Here is a 15,451-nt window from a genome sequence, read left to right on the forward strand (position 1 = left end):
GCATTAATTTTAATAGCGGAAATGCACGGTATGCAATTCGGGGGCGCGTGACCAGCACGGTCCACCACTCAATCTGCAGTGCGCGGCGTCAGGAAGGCTTTATGGAACAGGTGGCGCGCCAGCAGCAGTGGCGGCATGCGCAGCCAGTTGCCGCGTACGTACAGCGCGAAGCGCGCCGGCGCGGTGAGCGCATCCTGGCAACTGGCGTGCGCCGGCAGCAAGGCGCGCCCGAACAGGCGGTCCATCAGCCACAGCAGTGCCGGGTTGGGACGGAACGCCTGCACCGCCTGCTGTACCGCCGGCGGCACCGGCGTGCCGAGCAGGAGAGCGGCGTAGCGCAGCGCATAGAACAGCGGCCGCCCCAGCTCCAGCTCGGCGGCGCGCACCGGCAGCGTTTCCCAGAATCCCGGCTGCGCGCCGAACTCCCCGAGCAGGCGGTGCAGGTCGAGCAGGTCGCGCAATCCCTTGTCGAATTCGCCATCGAAGAACAGGTGCACGGCGCTGTGCAGCACCATGTCGCACGGCGCCAGGGTGGCCAGGCCGGGATGGTCCGCCACCGGGCGGGCGGCGGCGCGCAAGCGTTGCGGATCCGGACGCACCGCCATCGTTTCCGGCACGATCGCGTGGTGCACGTCGATGCTGCTGCCGCGCCGCATGTTCTGCATCGGCGGCAATTCGTGCATCCACTGGCGATAGTAACGCTGGTCGTAGGCGTCGTGGTGGGTGCTGACCCAGCCGTGCAGCATCAGCGCCGATTCGACGTCGTCCAGGCGCGCCTTGGGCACCATGATGTCGATATCGGAAAACAGGCGCCCTGCCCCGGCGCGCAGGCCGGCCATCGTGTAGGCCGCGCCTTTCAGCAGCAGCAGCGGCACGCCGGTCGGCTGCAGCGCTTCCAGGATGCAGGCGACTTCGAAACGCACCGCCTGGCGGTGGCGCGTGGCCAGGATGCGCACCCATTCGAAGTGGGCGCGCGCCTGCTGCGGCACCTGCGCCAGCAACCCATGCTCTTCGATCAGTGCCAGCAGCATCGGCGTCAGGTTGGCGCTGGTGGCCTGGCGCAGCACCAGGTCCCAGTCGGCCAGCGTGAACCCGGCGGTCTGCGCCGGATCGCGCAGGGCGCGCACCAGCAGCGGCAAATGCGTCATCGCGGCGGCTCCAGCGCCGCGAACGCTTCCATCGCCTGGTCGAGGTCGCTGTAGCGGAAATCGTAGCTGTCGCATTGTTCGATGATGCCGGCCAGCGTGTCGAAACCGAGCGCCCCCAGCTGGCTGTAATTGAAAGCGTTGTCGGCCACACGCAGGAAGGCGCGCGCGCGCGCGATCGGCGTCAGCTCGGTGGCGGCGCCGGCTTCGTACTTGGGAAACACGATCCAGGCGGCGCGCGTGGTCTCGTGCGCGCGCGCCACGCTGGCGGACGGCGCCTTCAAATGCGCCACCGTGCCCTTGGTGGTATTGCTGACCGGCTGGCTGAGCACGGCGTCCGGGGCAAAGTCGCGGATCACCTCGATCGAGCGGTTTTTCAGGCTGACCGGACGCGGTACCGGCACCAGCGCGCCGTCATGCGGGCGGAACAGCGCCAGTTCGTCGGACAGCAGGCGCCAACCGCGGCTGACCAGCGCCGCGCACAGCGTGCTCTTGCCGGAACCCGGCGGCGCCGGCAGCATCACCGCCAGGCCGTTGCGCTCGACCACGGCGGCGTGGATCATCAAAAAGGCGTGGGCGCGCGTGGAGATACACCAGTTCAAGGCCCATTCGAGCATCGGGAACGCGTGGGCTTCCGGCAAGGGCTCGAACGGCACCAGGCCGTCGACGTCGAAATGGACTTGCGGCCGGTACCAGCGGCGCACCCCGCCGGAACGGCGCAGGTGCACGTGGAAATCGGCGAACCCTTGCGCATCCTCGAGCGGATAATCGCCGTACAGCAGGGCGATGCCATCGGCGATGTACGCGATGGGCGAACGGATCAGGCTGGTGAAGGGACCGGTACGCACGGCCAGTCCGTGACCCGCCAGGCGCGTTTGCAGCTGGCTGCGGGTGAGCGATGCAACCGTCAGCATGCCAGCGTTTCGATCAGGTACAAGTGATTCATGTGCTGCAGCAGGGCGGCGGTTTCAGCGGCCAGTTCGTCGTCGGCGATGTCGAATTGCGCCTTCAGGACAGCGGCCAGCATCGCCTCGGTGGTGGGACCGTGTTGCAGCGTTAGCAACAGTTCGAGGGCGGCATCGCCGAGCAGGTGGGTGTCGCCGGACAGGTCGTTGTACAGCACGCATTCCTCGTCCCAGTGCCGGTACCGCACGGCCTGGCCCGGCCGCAGACGCCACGTATCCCCGGCCGACACAGATTAGTCCATGGTTCCGTACAGATAGCCGACGATGTCGTTGGCGTACCAGCGTTGCCCGGCCATCGGGGCGTAATAGCCCTTGGTGACCCACTCGCTCCAGACGCTGCGCAGGTTTTCGATGTTCAGGAAGTCGACGCGCCTGGACAGCACGTTCAGGTAGGCGGCCAGCATGTATTGCGCCATCTTGGTCGAATCGCACGATGCGCCTTCCAGGATGTTGCGGCAGGTAACACTTGCATAAGCGCTGCCGCGTACGCACGGGAAATGGCTGCTGAACAAATCGGTCGGCTTGCAGCCGCTCGGCCAGTTCGAGGTCGAGCACCAGCGGTCCGGCGGCAAGCCCATGCAGACCGCGTTCTGGGCGCGGTGGCTCATCTGGGTGACGGTCTTGTTCTGGCCATAGGCCGACAGTGCGGCCGACGGCGAAATGCCGCAATAGGTACAGGCCATGCCCGGCTGGCTGTGCAGGGTCAGCAGCACACCGGTGGCGCCGGCGCCGGCCCGTGCGAAGCGGCGCCGCGACCGGCCCTTGGCCGACAGCGCGGGCGCCACGGGCGCTTGCCCGTCGTTGCCGGGGACAGGATGTTCAGTTTGTTGTGCGTCGCGCTCGTCGTTTGCCACTTGAATCCTCACTCGGTTCTTTAAACAGTCGGGCAATGGACAATGCCAGATCCTGCTGAAGCAAGCAATCCTTGTGCCAACGATAAGATATTCAAGAGCAACTCTTTAAAATCAAGCGCTTAGCTGAATTGCACTTATCGTTTCGACATTACAACTGTCGTTGCTGTAAAAAAACCTGACAAAAATCAAAAGAAAGTTTCGGGAATGATCAATACGTCACCCGGACGCATCGGCACATTTGCCGAAATGTCGCCATCCTTGATCAGGTCGTCCAAACGTACATTGTACTTCTGCTGCTTGCCTTCGATGTTACGCACCAGGCTGGCGCGATTGCCGGCCGCGAACTCCGTGGTGCCGCCGACGGCGATCATGACGTCCATCAGGCTCATGTCGCGGCGATACGGCAGCGATTGCGGCTTGGCGGCCTGGCCGATCACGCGGATCTGCTCGTCGTAGGTGCCGACGAAATTCGATACCACGACGGTGACCACCGGCTGCTGGATGAACTTCGCCAGTGCCTTTTCGATGTCGCGCGCCAGTTCGGTCGAGGTCTTGCCGGATGCCGGCAAGTCTTCGACCAGCGGCGTGGTGATCTTGCCATCCGGGCGCACCGGCACCGCCATCGACACTTCCGGATTGCGCCAGACGATGATGTTGATGCTGTCGCCCGGGCCGATCAGGTAATCCGGATTGCTGGCCTGCACAGCCGGCGGCGCCGGCAGGCGCGTCGCACAACCGCCCAGCGCCAGCGTGCTCGCGGCGACCAGTGCGATTGCCGAATATTTGATCAGGTTCGCCTTGTACTTGCCCACGTCAGATCCCTTTCGTCCAGCCGCAGCCTCGATGGCGCCACGTGCCGACATCCCTAAATAAGTGTTATTAAGCCATCAACAGGCAGCTATTGTATCTCATCTGCCTATTTAGCAGACAGCGCACGATAGAAATTGTTTCTTGGTACTTATTTTTGTTGCAAAATTTCACGTACATATTTCACCGGAATCGCATAGGTGATGCCGCTGGGCGTACTGATCGCATTTTCCTTCAATCCTTTGACGAACACGGCGTTGATCACGCCGATCACCTTGCCGCTGTCCGGATCATACAAAGGGCTGCCGCTGTTGCCCGGATAGGCCGTCGCGTCGAGCTGGAAGATATTGAAGGGGGAGCGCTGCAACTGGGCGATCTGGCGCGCATCGAGCTTGTTCGATCCGAGCGCCGGCATGACCACCGGCGTGATCGCCGCCAGCGTGGCGCGGTGGGTGGCGGCATGCAGGCCCAGCACCATCCCCAGCGGATAGCCGGTAAAGGCCAGCGATTGTCCTTCGCGCCCGGCGTCGGCGTCGCCAAGGTCGAGCGCCGGCAACGGCGTCCCGGTCAAGCGCAGGTGCGCCAGGTCGTGCTGGGTATCGCGCGCCACCAGCTGGGCCTGGCGGAAGCGCACCATGTCGCCATCCGCGGTGACGATGCCGAGCTGCTCGATGTTGACGCCGTCCGGCTTGTCCTGGATTACGTGGGCATTGGTGATGACGCTGAGGCCGTCGCCCACCACGAAACCGGTGCCGACGAAGACGGTGGAGGGACTGCGGGTGCGCTCGAAGGTGCCGATGCCGACCACCGAGCGTTTGACGGCCGGGATCAGCGTGGTCAAGTCGGCCGCTTGCGGCACCGCCGGCACGACCAGCGCCAGCAGGCAGGACACCAGTAGGCACGAAACAACCCGCTTGGAGCGGCTTGCGCAACTCATGCCCTACCCTCTTCGGCAGAAACCGATGTTTCGATCAGGCACCAACCGTGCACCCCAGTCTTTGTTTTAAACATTACAATAAGCATTTGATCTTACGCATATAATTGCCGACGCAAGTCTACGCCAGAAAGCCCACGATTGCATGCTCCATGCATTGATTTTCTGCAACAAAGTAAGCAAACTCTATGGATTCAGCACAAAAAATTGCTGAAAACTAATGCCAAATATCCACGTTTCCGTTTAAACCATGGATGAAGTGTTGTAGGCAGGGCACGCCTGGCCACACTGCTCATATTTTTCTCGTGCGTAATTGCAATTGCTTCCAGTACAAGCGATCATGCGAGGTATTTGATTATTTATTGACCCAATTCAAAATGATTTGGGTCGCTTTATTGGCGAGACTGACGAGATGGCAGAAATCACAGCCGCACTTCTTAACTTCCTGAAAGCTATCGGCAAATATCGCTGGTACGCGATCGTGATCACCTGGACCGTGGCCGTCATCGGCTGGGCCGTCGTGTTGCGTCTTCCCAACCAATACGAAGCATCGGCGCGGGTATATGTCGATACCCAGAGCATCCTCAAGCCACTGCTGTCGGGCATGACGACGATGCCGAACCTGGACCAGCAGGTGATGTTCATGCGCCGCACCCTGATCAGCCGCCCGAACGTCGAGCGCCTGATGCGCATGGTCGACCTGGACGTGAAGGCCAAGGACAGCAAGCAGCACGAAAAGATCGTGGATGACCTGATGTCGCAGATCCGCATCGGCGGCACCGAGCGCGACGACATCTATACCATCACCTACGTGTCCGACAATCCGAAGCTGGGCAAGGACGTGGTGCAGTCGCTGCTGACCATCTTTTTCGAAGGCAGCTACGGCGGCAAGAAGCAGGATTCGGAAAAGGCGGTGCAATTCATCGACGACCAGATCAAGAATTACGAAGAGAAGCTGGCTGCGGCCGAGAACACCCTCAAGGAATTCAAGATCAAGAACATGGGCATGCTGCCGCGCGGCGACGGCGGCGATTTCGGCGGCCAGCTGATGGGTGCGGGCGACGCCCTCAACCAGGCGCGCCTGGAACTGTCGGAAGCCGAGCAGGCGCGCAACGCCATCAAGCGCCAGATCGCCGGCGAGCCGGCCAAGCCGGGCGCCAAGAAGATCGATCCGGCCATGCTCGACCCGGAACTGGAAGCGCGCATCGGCGCCGCCCAGAAGAACCTGGATACGCTGCGCCTGCAATACACCGAACAGCATCCGGACATCATCGCCAACCGCCGCCTGCTCGACCAGTTGCTGGCGCAGCGCGCCGACCTGGCCAAGAACGGCACCCGCAGCCTGGACCCGGGCGCCGGCTACAGCCCGATGCTGCAGCAGATGAACGTGGCGCTGTCGCAGGCCGAGGCGCGCGTGGCGTCGATGCGCGCCCGCGTCGGCGAGTATGAAACCCGCGTGGCGCGCCTGCGCGCCCAGAGCACCGAAGCGCCCGAGATCGAAGCCCAGCTGGCCCAGCTGAACCGCGACTACCAGGTCAACCGCGACAACTACCAGAAGCTGGTCGAGCGCCGCGAATCGGCGCGCCTGTCGGGCGACCTGTCGTCGGCCACCGACATGCTGAGCTTCCGCATCATCGATCCGCCGACCGTGCCCGGCCAGCCGAGCGGCCCGAACCGCCTGCGCCTGTTCTCGCTGGTGTTTGCCGGCGCGCTGGTGGCCGGCATCGCCGCGGCTTTCCTGATGAGCCAGGTGCGTCCGACCTTCATGAGCCAGGTCGCGCTGCGCGACGTCACCGGCCTGCCGGTGCTGGGCGCGATCGGCATGAACTGGACCAACGAACAAACCGTCCGCCGCAAGCGTCGCCTGATTGCCGTCGGGGTCTCGGTGCTGCTGCTGTTCGGCGCCTATGGCGCCGGCGTGGCCGCGATCCTGGTCCGCCCCACGCTTTGACCAACGCGACGATCACAAGGAGTACACCGTGAGCATTATCGAAAAAGCGGCCAGCCGGATCGAGCGCAACGCCACCGCCCTGCCCAACAGCGACACTGCGCGTGCGCTCGCGGACGCCGACAACGTGCGCGCCATCCCTGCCCATCCCGAGGCATCCGTCAGCGCTGCCCCGGCAGCCGCGCACGCGGCGCCGGCCGCCCCGGCGGCCATCCATGCCGAACGCGCGCCGCAGAAATCCTCGACCCGGCGCATCGAACTGGACCTGGCGCGCATGCGCGACCAGGGTATGGTCACCGCCGCCGGCGGCCGCACCCGCCTGCTGGAAGACTTCCGCGTCATCAAGCGCCCGCTGCTGCAGCGCGCGTTCGTCAAGCGCGCCCCCGGCGACAAGCCGGCCAACCTGATCATGGTCACCAGCTCGCTGCCGGGCGAAGGCAAGACCTACACGTCGATCAACCTGGCGATGAGCATCGCCATGGAACTGGACCACACCGTGCTGCTGGTCGACGCCGACGTCGCCCGCCCCTCGGTGCTGCGCACGCTCGGCCTGCCGCAGCAGCGCGGCCTGATGGACATGCTGGTGGACGACTCGGTCGACATGGCCGACGTCATGCTGCGTACCAACGTCGACACCCTGACCATCCTGCCGGCCGGCACCAGCACGCCGCACGCCACCGAATTCCTGGCCAGCTCCGCCATGACCAACCTGGTCCACGAGATCGCCAACCGCTATTCGGACCGTATCGTGATCTTCGATTCGCCGCCGCTGCTGCTGACCAGCGAATCGCGCGTGCTGGCTTCGCACATGGGCCAGATCGTGATGGTGGTCGAGGCGCAAACCACGACCCAGCATGCGGTCAAGGAAGCGCTGCAGCGCCTGGAAGGTTTCCCCAACGTGAATCTGATCTATAACAAGACCAGGGAATTCCCGGGCATCGAAGAAACGTATGACTATCACTACGGCTAAGACGCCGGAGGCCGTACCCTCGCGCCGGCCGTTCCTGCGGCTGGCGCCGCTGGCCGTGGCCGCCATGCTGCTGTCGGCAGAGTGCCATGCGGACTGGAAGGTCACGCCCTCGATCGACCTGCGCGAAACCTATTCCGACAACCTGGGCCTGCAGAACGACGACCTGGCCCACGGCGGCTTCGTCAGCGAAGCGGCGCCGCGCATCTCGGTGCTGGTCAACGGCCCGCGCCTGAAACTGACCGGCGAGGCACAGTGGCGCCAGTTCGCCTTCAGCGACAGCAACGACGGCAACGACGGCAACAACGGCAACGCCAACCTGCACAACAGCGAACGCCGCTACAACGTCGACGCGCAATCGGTGCTGGTCGACCAGCTGCTGTACCTGGACGGCAGCGCCAGCCGTTCGCGCCAGTCGGTGTCGGCCTTCGGCCAATTGACCGACAACGGCTATTCGGCGGCCAACAACGCCGACATCAACATCTGGCGCATCAGCCCCTACCTGCGCCACCGCTTCGGTTCCAACGCGGTGGCGACGCTGCGCCTGACGCGCGACTCGGTGGACGGCAACGTCAACGGCTACGGCGACAGCAAGGCCACCACCAAGAGCGCCGACGTGGTCAGCGGCAGCGCCTTCACCACGCTCGCCTGGAACGCCTCGTACGTACGCCAGGACCTGAGCATGACCCAGGACACCGGCGCCGGCGCGGTCGGCTCGATCGGCGACTCCTCGTACGAGACCGCCACCCTGGGCGGACGCTGGAACATCATCCCGCGCTTCGGCCTGACCGCGACCGTCGGCTACGACGACTACGAATACCCGTCGCTCAACGAAAGCACCAGCGGCAAGAGCTGGACCGGCGGCTTCGTCTGGACCCCGTCCGCGCGCACCAGCCTGCAGGCCTCGTTCGGCCGCCGCTACTTCGGCAAGACCGGTTCGCTGGCATTCAGCCACCGCATGCGGCGCAGCGTCTGGACCGCCGACTACACCGACGCGGTCACCACCACCCGCTCGCAATTCCTGTTGCCGGCCACGGTCAACACCGCGGCCATGCTGGACAACCTGTTTTCCTCGAGCTACCCGGACCCGGTGCAGCGCCAGCAGGCGGTACAGGCCTACATCGCTTCCGCCGGCCTGCCGGCCAGCCTGGCCAACAGCATCAACTACCTGACCAACCGCTACATCCGTGTAAAGCGCCTGCAGGGCGCGGTCGCGTTCCGCGGCGCCCACAGCGACCTGGTGCTGACCGTGTTTCGCGACGAGCGCACCGCGCTGTCGCTGCAGGAAAGCGACAGCCCGCTGACCGGCAACCAGCTGTCCTCGCTGAACGACAACACGCGCCAGCGCGGCGCCACCGCCAACTTCGCCTACCGCCTGTCGTCGCGCACCCAGGCCAGCGCCAACCTGTCCGCGATCAACGTGGAATCGCTGACCACCGGCCTGACCAGCAACAACCGCGAGGCGCGCCTGAGCCTGACGCGCCGCTTCGACGCCCACACGCGCGGCAGCATCGACCTGCGCCGCAGCACCGGGCGCCAGGACCTGATCAACAACGACAGCTACCACGAGAACGCGATCATCGCGACGCTGTCCTTCGTGTATTGAGCGGAGCCATTCAGATGTACGAGACCTATTACGGATTGTCCGCCAAGCCGTTCCAGCTGCGCCCGGACCCGCACTTCTTCTTCGGCAGCAAGGGCCACAAGCGCGCCATGGCCTACCTCGAATACGGCCTGTCGCAAGGCGAGGGCTTCATCGTCATCACCGGCGACGTCGGCGCCGGCAAGACCACGCTGGTGCGCAACTTGTTCAACAAGCTGCCGTCCGACCAGATCGTCGCCGCCCACATCGTCAACACCCACCTGGATCCGGACGACACGCTGCGCATGGTGGTGTCGGCCTTCGGCCTGCCGTACGGAGGCGCCAGCAAGACCGACCTGCTGACGCGCCTGGAGCGCTTCCTGTGCGACGTCGACCTGCAGGGCAAGCGCGCCCTGCTGGTCATCGACGAGGCGCAGAACCTGTCGGCGCGCACCGTGGAAGAATTGCGCATGCTGTCCAACTTCCAGACCGACGACAAATCGCTGCTGCAGACCTTCCTGCTCGGCCAGCCGGAATTCCGCGCCACCCTGCACAGCCCCGGCATGCAGCAGCTGCGCCAGCGCGTGATCGCCAGCTACCACCTGGGCCCGATGGATGCGCAGGAAACCCGCGCCTACATCGAGCACCGCCTGGCAACGGTCGGCTGGCAGGGCGACCCGGCCTTCGACGACGGCGCCCATGCCGCCATCTACGCCTACAGCGGCGGCATCCCGCGCAAGGTCAACACGCTGATGGACCGCGTGCTGCTGATGGGTTACCTGGAAGAGCTGCATGCGCTCGGCGAGCAGGACATCAACACCGTCATCCACGACATCAACGACGAATACACGCTGCCGGAAGGCGGCGTCCAGCCCGGCGCGCCGGCACTGGACACGCAGCCGGCGGTGCCGGGCCTGGAAGGCGAACTGCGCACCGGCGGCATGCGCACCATCGACCAGCGCACCGGAGACCGGCGCGCCAGCAGCGTCGAAATGCTCGACGAGCGTATGATGCGCCTGGAAAAATCGATCGTCTCCGTGCTGTCGATCCTCAAGAAGATCGTCGCCACGCCGCAGGGCGCAGCGACCCATCCCGTGGACAACCAAGAATGAACATGTACGAACTCGCCCCGCGGCCGGCGCCGGCCCCGGGACAACGCATCGCCAACGCGATGACCTGCGACGTCGAGGACTACTTCCAGGTCTCGGCCTTCGCGCCCTACATCGACCGCGCCAGCTGGCCGACGCGCGAATGCCGCGTCGAAGCCAACATGGACCGCATCCTGGCGCTGTTCGAGCGCCACGGCGTGCGCGCGACCTTCTTCACCCTGGGCTGGATCGCCGAGCGCTACCCGAACGTGGTGAAACGCATCGTCGCCGGCGGCCACGAACTGGCCAGCCACGGCTACGGCCACCTGCGCGCCTCGGACCAGAGCCGCGCCGAATTCGCCAACGACGTGCGTTCCTCGAAAGCGCTGCTGGAAGACATCGGCGGCCAGGCCGTGCTGGGCTACCGGGCGCCGAGCTTTTCGATCGGCCGCGACAACCTGTGGGCGCTGGACGTGCTGCTGGAAGCCGGCTACCGCTACAGCTCCAGCATCTACCCGGTGGCGCACGACCACTACGGCATGCCGGAAGCGCCGCGCTTCGCCTTTTATCCGAACGGCACCGACGGCTTGCTCGAAGTGCCGATCACCACGGTGCACATGATGGGCCGTAACCTGCCGGCCGGCGGCGGCGGCTATTTCCGCCTGCTGCCGTACGCGCTGTCGCGCTGGATGATGGCCAAGGTGAATAAGGACGACTGCCAGCCGGCGCTGTTCTACTTCCCCCCCTGGGAAATCGACCCGGACCAGCCGCGTCCCGAAGGCGTGGGCGCCAAGTCGCGCTTCCGCCACTACGTCAACATCGACCGCATGGAAGGTCGCATCGAAGCCCTGGCGCGCGATTTCGCGTGGGACCGCATGGACCGCATCTTCCTGAACAAGTAACCAAGCATGAATTCGATCATCGAAGCGGCGCAAGCCAGGCGCGCCGGCGCCGACAAGACGGCCGGTGCGCCGGTGGACGGCGCGCCCGTCGCCGTACCCGCCAACGCACCGGCACCAGCCGGAACGGCGCCTGCCGTCCTCGACGCGGCGCCAGCCGGCGCCGACGCGGTACATGCCGACATCGTCGACGCAGTGCCGGTCGCCGCCGCAGTCGTAGCAGCGCCGGTGCAAGCCGCCGCAGCGCCGGTCGAGGCCGTGGCAACGCCTGTCGAAGCCGTGGCCACGCCGGCCGCACAGCCGGCCGCGCCGGCCGCAGCCGCTCCTGCTCCTACGGCGCCCGCGCGCGCCGCCGGTCCTTTGACCCTGCACCTGCTGCAGCCGCAGGACTACGCGCGCTGGGACGCCTTCGTGCGCGCCCTGCCCGAGGCCACCTTCTTCCACCTGTCCGGCTGGCAGCCGGTGATCGAGCGCTCGTTCGGCATCAAGACCTGGTTTTATTATGTCGAGCAGGACGGGCAAATCCAGGGCGTGCTGCCGCTGGCCCAAGTGAAAAGCCGGCTGTTCGGCCACTCGCTGGGCGCGATGCCGTTCTGCGTGTACGGCGGCCCGGCCGCGACCAGCCCGGCCGCGCAGGCGCTGCTGGACGAAGCGGCCGATAAACTGGCGCGCGAACTCGGCGCCGGCCACCTCGAATACCGCGGCATGCAGCGCGCACACCCGGACGACGCCAGCTGGCACACCAAGGAACTGTACGTCACCTTCCGCAAGGAGATCTCCGGCGACGACGAAATCAACCTGAACGCGATCCCGCGCAAGCAGCGCGCGATGGTCCGCAAGGGCATCAAGCTCGGCCTGCGCGGCGAGGTGGACGACAACGTCGACCGCATGTTCGAGGCCTATGCCAACAGCGTGCACCGTTTGGGCACCCCGGTATTCCCGAAAAAGTATTTCGCCCTGCTGCAGCAGACCTTCGGCGACGAATGCGAGGTGCGCACCATCGTTACCGAGGACGGCAAGCTGGTGGCGGCGGTGCTGTCGTTCTACTGGCGCGACGAGGTGGTGCCCTATTACGGCGGCGGCATGGACCTGGCGCGCAGCGTGGCCGGCAACGACTTCATGTACTGGAACCTGATGCAGGCCGCCGCGGCGCGCGGCTGCCGCCTGTTCGACTTCGGCCGCAGCAAGCTGGGCACCGGCGCCTACGACTTCAAGAAGAACTGGGGTTTCACCGCCCAGCACCTGCCCTACGAATACAAGCTGTACGCGGCCGACAGCCTGCCGGACAACAATCCGCTGAACCCGAAGTACCAGCTGTTCATCAAGATGTGGAAGAAGCTGCCGCTGCCGCTGGCGAACTTCATGGGACCGTACATCGTGCGCAACCTGGGCTGATGGCGGGGACCACATCGTGCAAGACTTGCTGCTGCTGATCCACCGTATCCCGTACCCGCCCAACAAGGGCGACAAGATCCGCTCGTACCACCTGCTGAAGCACCTGGCGCGCCACTACCGGGTGCACCTGGCGACCTTCGTCGACGATGCGGACGACTGGCAGTACGTGCCGCATGTCGAGGCGCTGTGCGCCAGCAGCCACTTCGCCGCCATGCAACCCCTGGTGGCGCGCGTAAAAAGCCTGACGGCGCTGCTGAAGAACGGCTCGCTGTCGCTGGCATACTATCGCGACGCCGGCCTGGCACGCTGGGTGCAGGACACCGTGGCCGCCAACAGGATCGAGCGCGTGCTGGTGTTTTCCTCGGCGATGGCGCAGTACGCCGACCCGTACCGCGGCGCCCGCCGCGTGGTCGATTTCGTCGACGTCGATTCCGACAAGTGGCGCCAGTACGCCGACAAGAAATCCTTTCCGATGAGCTGGCTGTACCGGTACGAGGCCGATCGGTTGCTGCGCTACGAGCGGCAGGTGGCGCGCGACTACGACGCTTCGCTGTTCGTGTCGGCCCCGGAAGCGCAGCTGTTCCGCAGCCTGGCGCCGGAAAGCAGCGCCAAGATCGGCCATTTCAGCAACGGCGTCGACACCGATTACTTTTCGCCGCACGAGGCGCACGCGAATCCGTTCGGCGCCGGGGAGCGTGCGCTGGTGTTCACCGGCGCCATGGATTACTGGCCCAACGTCGACGCGGTGCAGTGGTTCGCCGGCGCGGTGTTCCCGGCGCTGCGCCAACGCTTCACGGACCTGCGCTTCTACATCGTCGGCTCACGCCCTTCGCCTGCGGTGCAGGCGCTGGCCCAGCAGCCCGGCGTGGTGGTGACCGGCACCGTGCCCGACGTGCGTCCCTATATCGCGCATGCCGCGGTGGCGGTGGCGCCGCTGCGCATCGCGCGCGGCATCCAGAACAAGGTATTGGAAGCGATGGCGATGGCGACCCCGGTGGTGGTCACGCCGCAGGCGCTGGAAGGCATCGACGCGGTGCCGGACAGCGAACTGGTGCTGGCGGCCGATGACGCCGCGGCTTTCGCCGACGCGGTCGCCGCGCTGCTGGACGGGCACGCCGACGCCGCCGCCGCCATCGGCCGCGCGGCGCGCGCCAAGGTGCAAAGCCGCTACAGCTGGTCGAGCAACCTGGCTTGCATTGGAGAGAACCTGGAATGTTCCTGAAACCGCCTCCCGGCGTGGACGGCCCGGACGCCGTCGTGCCCGATGTCGCGCTGTCGCGCGGCGCCATCGCCCTGATGGCGCTGGCGCTGCTGGCGCCGTTCGTCCTGTACTTCGGCACGATGGATTCGATCGTCGCGATCTGGAACCGTTCCGAGACCTTCGCCCACGGCTACGTGATCCTGCCGATCAGCCTGTGGCTGATCTGGCGCGAGCGCACGCGCTTCAACCTGCATCCGGCCACGCCGTACGCGCCGGCGCTGGCGCTGCTGGCGCTGCTGGGCGCCGGCTGGCTGGCAGCCCAGCTGGGCGAGGTGCAGGTGGTGTCGCAGTATGCCTTCGTGGCGATGCTGCCGGCGATCGCCCTGGCCCTGTTCGGCCCGCGCCTGGCCGGTTCGCTCACCTTCCCGCTGCTGTTCGTGCTGTTCGCGGTGCCCTTCGGCGAAGTGTTCGTGGCGCCGCTGATCCAGTTCACCGCCGATTTCACGGTGTGGGCGGTGCGCGCCACCGGCATCCCGGTGCTGCGCAGCGGCACCCGCTTCGAACTGCCGACCGGTAACTGGTCGGTGGTGGAAGCCTGCAGCGGCGTGCGCTACCTGATTTCCTCGGTCACGCTGGGCTGCCTGTACGCCTACCTGACCTACCGCTCGAACCTGCGACGCCTGCTGTTCGTCGCCCTGGCGGTGATCGTGCCGATCATCGCCAACGGCTTGCGCGCCTACATGATCGTGATGATCGGCCACCTGTCCGGCATGGAGCTGGCCACCGGCGTCGACCACCTGATCTACGGCTGGCTGTTCTTCGGCCTGGTGATGTTCCTGATGTTCTGGGTCGGCAGCTACTGGCGCGAAGACAGCGCGGCGCCGGCCGCGGTGCCGGCTGCCGCGGGTACCGCCGGTGCTGCAGGTGCCGCCAGCACGGTGCCGATGCTGCACGCGCGCCGCTTCGCGCCGATGACGGCGGCCGTGCTGGCAGTGGCCGCACTGTGGCCGGCCGCGGCGCTGCTGGGCGAGCGCGCCAACCACAACCCGGCGCCGGTTCGCCTGGACGAAGTCGCGGTCGGCTGGCCGCAAGTTGCGCCCTTCGCCGACTGGAAGCCGGCCTACCTGACGCCGGATGCGCGTTTCGAACGCGTCTATCAGGACAGCGCCGCGCCCGCCGTGCCGGTGGCGCTGGACCTGCTGTACTACCGCAACCAGCACCGCGACAAATCGCTGATCAGCTCGGGCAACCGCCTGGCCGGCTACCAGGATGCATGGCATGAGACGTTCGCCGGCGCGCGCACCGAAACCTTCCTCGACCGTCCGCTGGCGCTGCGCGAGTCGCTGCTGCGCGGTCCGCGCGGCACGCTGCTGGTATGGTCCTTCAAGTGGGTCGGCGGCCATTACACCGACAGCGACATGAAGGGCAAGCTGTGGCAGGCCGGCGCCAAGGCCCTGCTGCGCGGTGACGACGGCGCCGCCGTGCTGCTGTCGGCGCCGTACGACGACGCGCCGGAAGCGGCGCGCGCCGCCCTGCGCCGCTTCCTGGCGCAGCAGGGTGCGGCGCTGGACGCGGCGCTGCAACGGGCGCACGCCGCGCCGGCGGCAGCGCACTGAGCGCAGCCAGCTGCGCCCGCGGCGCGCGGCGCCTTCCGGCGTCCGCGCGC

Annotated in this window: 14 protein-coding genes; 8 read left to right on the plus strand and 6 right to left on the minus strand. The window is 66.1% G+C overall.

Annotation, left to right across the window (positions count from 1 at the left end):
* Nucleotides 1-68: 68 nt before the first annotated feature.
* The 6 genes from HH212_RS07460 to HH212_RS07485 all read right to left on the minus strand — a co-directional run bounded on the left by HH212_RS07460 (nt 69) and on the right by HH212_RS07485 (nt 4,708).
* A complete protein-coding gene (locus HH212_RS07460; RefSeq protein WP_169434827.1) occupies nt 69-1,148 on the minus strand; it encodes a nucleotidyltransferase domain-containing protein in 1,080 nt (359 codons plus the stop codon).
* Complete coding sequence (locus HH212_RS07465; RefSeq protein ID WP_211172471.1) at nt 1,145-2,059, minus strand: HprK-related kinase A; 915 nt, start codon at nt 2,057-2,059, stop codon at nt 1,145-1,147. Before HH212_RS07465 ends, HH212_RS07460 begins: the two co-directional genes overlap by 4 nt.
* Nucleotides 2,053-2,340, minus strand: a complete 288-nt coding sequence (locus tag HH212_RS07470; RefSeq protein ID WP_308633250.1) for an HPr-rel-A system PqqD family peptide chaperone — start codon at nt 2,338-2,340, stop codon at nt 2,053-2,055. Before HH212_RS07470 ends, HH212_RS07465 begins: the two co-directional genes overlap by 7 nt.
* Nucleotides 2,341-2,343: 3 nt before the next feature.
* Entirely contained in the window at nt 2,344-2,964 is a 621-nt protein-coding gene (locus tag HH212_RS07475) for a hypothetical protein (protein ID WP_169434829.1), read from the minus strand.
* A gap of 185 nt (nt 2,965-3,149) precedes the next feature.
* Nucleotides 3,150-3,776: an XrtA/PEP-CTERM system exopolysaccharide export protein gene (locus HH212_RS07480; protein ID WP_229217622.1), complete on the minus strand. Its 627-nt coding sequence runs from the start codon at nt 3,774-3,776 to the stop codon at nt 3,150-3,152.
* 146 nt (nt 3,777-3,922) lie between these two features.
* Nucleotides 3,923-4,708, minus strand: a complete 786-nt coding sequence (locus HH212_RS07485) for a S1 family peptidase (protein WP_169434831.1) — start codon at nt 4,706-4,708, stop codon at nt 3,923-3,925.
* Between the two features lie 409 nt (nt 4,709-5,117).
* Between HH212_RS07485 and HH212_RS07490 the strand changes: the two genes are divergently transcribed.
* From HH212_RS07490 to xrtA, 8 genes are all read left to right on the plus strand, one after another.
* Nucleotides 5,118-6,656, plus strand: a complete 1,539-nt coding sequence (locus HH212_RS07490; RefSeq protein ID WP_169434832.1) for an XrtA system polysaccharide chain length determinant — start codon at nt 5,118-5,120, stop codon at nt 6,654-6,656.
* A 28-nt stretch (nt 6,657-6,684) separates the two neighbouring features.
* Entirely contained in the window at nt 6,685-7,623 is a 939-nt protein-coding gene (locus tag HH212_RS07495) for an XrtA-associated tyrosine autokinase (RefSeq protein WP_229217623.1), read from the plus strand.
* Nucleotides 7,604-9,226 (plus strand): TIGR03016 family PEP-CTERM system-associated outer membrane protein, encoded by a 1,623-nt coding sequence (locus HH212_RS07500; protein ID WP_169434834.1) that lies wholly within the window; start codon nt 7,604-7,606, stop codon nt 9,224-9,226. Before HH212_RS07495 ends, HH212_RS07500 begins: the two co-directional genes overlap by 20 nt.
* A gap of 14 nt (nt 9,227-9,240) precedes the next feature.
* Nucleotides 9,241-10,314, plus strand: coding sequence for an XrtA/PEP-CTERM system-associated ATPase (locus tag HH212_RS07505; RefSeq protein WP_169434835.1), 1,074 nt, complete (start codon nt 9,241-9,243; stop codon nt 10,312-10,314).
* 2 nt (nt 10,315-10,316) lie between these two features.
* Nucleotides 10,317-11,192 (plus strand): XrtA system polysaccharide deacetylase, encoded by an 876-nt coding sequence (locus HH212_RS07510; RefSeq protein ID WP_211172472.1) that lies wholly within the window; start codon nt 10,317-10,319, stop codon nt 11,190-11,192.
* A gap of 363 nt (nt 11,193-11,555) precedes the next feature.
* Nucleotides 11,556-12,584, plus strand: coding sequence for a FemAB family XrtA/PEP-CTERM system-associated protein (locus HH212_RS07515; RefSeq protein ID WP_229217723.1), 1,029 nt, complete (start codon nt 11,556-11,558; stop codon nt 12,582-12,584).
* 16 nt (nt 12,585-12,600) lie between these two features.
* Entirely contained in the window at nt 12,601-13,806 is a 1,206-nt protein-coding gene (locus HH212_RS07520) for a TIGR03087 family PEP-CTERM/XrtA system glycosyltransferase (protein WP_169434836.1), read from the plus strand.
* The gene (xrtA, locus tag HH212_RS07525; protein WP_169434837.1) at nt 13,797-15,401 is read left to right on the plus strand and encodes an exosortase A; all 1,605 of its coding nucleotides are present in this window, start codon (nt 13,797-13,799) and stop codon (nt 15,399-15,401) included. The genes HH212_RS07520 and xrtA overlap by 10 nt, the downstream gene beginning before the upstream one ends.
* The last annotated feature ends 50 nt before the right edge of the window (nt 15,402-15,451 follow it).

The sequence above is a fragment of the Massilia forsythiae genome (assembly GCF_012849555.1).
GTDB lineage: Bacteria > Pseudomonadota > Gammaproteobacteria > Burkholderiales > Burkholderiaceae_D > Telluria > Telluria forsythiae.

Bases quoted from the DNA above. Each gene is read 5' to 3' on its own strand.
- HH212_RS07460 (WP_169434827.1), bottom strand. From the start codon at position 1,148: ATGACGCATTTGCCGCTGCTGGTGCGCGCCCTGCGCGATCCGGCGCAG.
- HH212_RS07465 (WP_211172471.1), bottom strand. From the start codon at position 2,059: ATGCTGACGGTTGCATCGCTCACCCGCAGCCAGCTGCAAACGCGCCTG.
- HH212_RS07485 (WP_169434831.1), bottom strand. From the start codon at position 4,708: ATGAGTTGCGCAAGCCGCTCCAAGCGGGTTGTTTCGTGCCTACTGGTG.
- HH212_RS07490 (WP_169434832.1), top strand. From the start codon at position 5,118: ATGGCAGAAATCACAGCCGCACTTCTTAACTTCCTGAAAGCTATCGGC.
- HH212_RS07500 (WP_169434834.1), top strand. From the start codon at position 7,604: ATGACTATCACTACGGCTAAGACGCCGGAGGCCGTACCCTCGCGCCGG.
- HH212_RS07505 (WP_169434835.1), top strand. From the start codon at position 9,241: ATGTACGAGACCTATTACGGATTGTCCGCCAAGCCGTTCCAGCTGCGC.
- HH212_RS07510 (WP_211172472.1), top strand. From the start codon at position 10,317: ATGTACGAACTCGCCCCGCGGCCGGCGCCGGCCCCGGGACAACGCATC.
- xrtA (WP_169434837.1), top strand. From the start codon at position 13,797: ATGTTCCTGAAACCGCCTCCCGGCGTGGACGGCCCGGACGCCGTCGTG.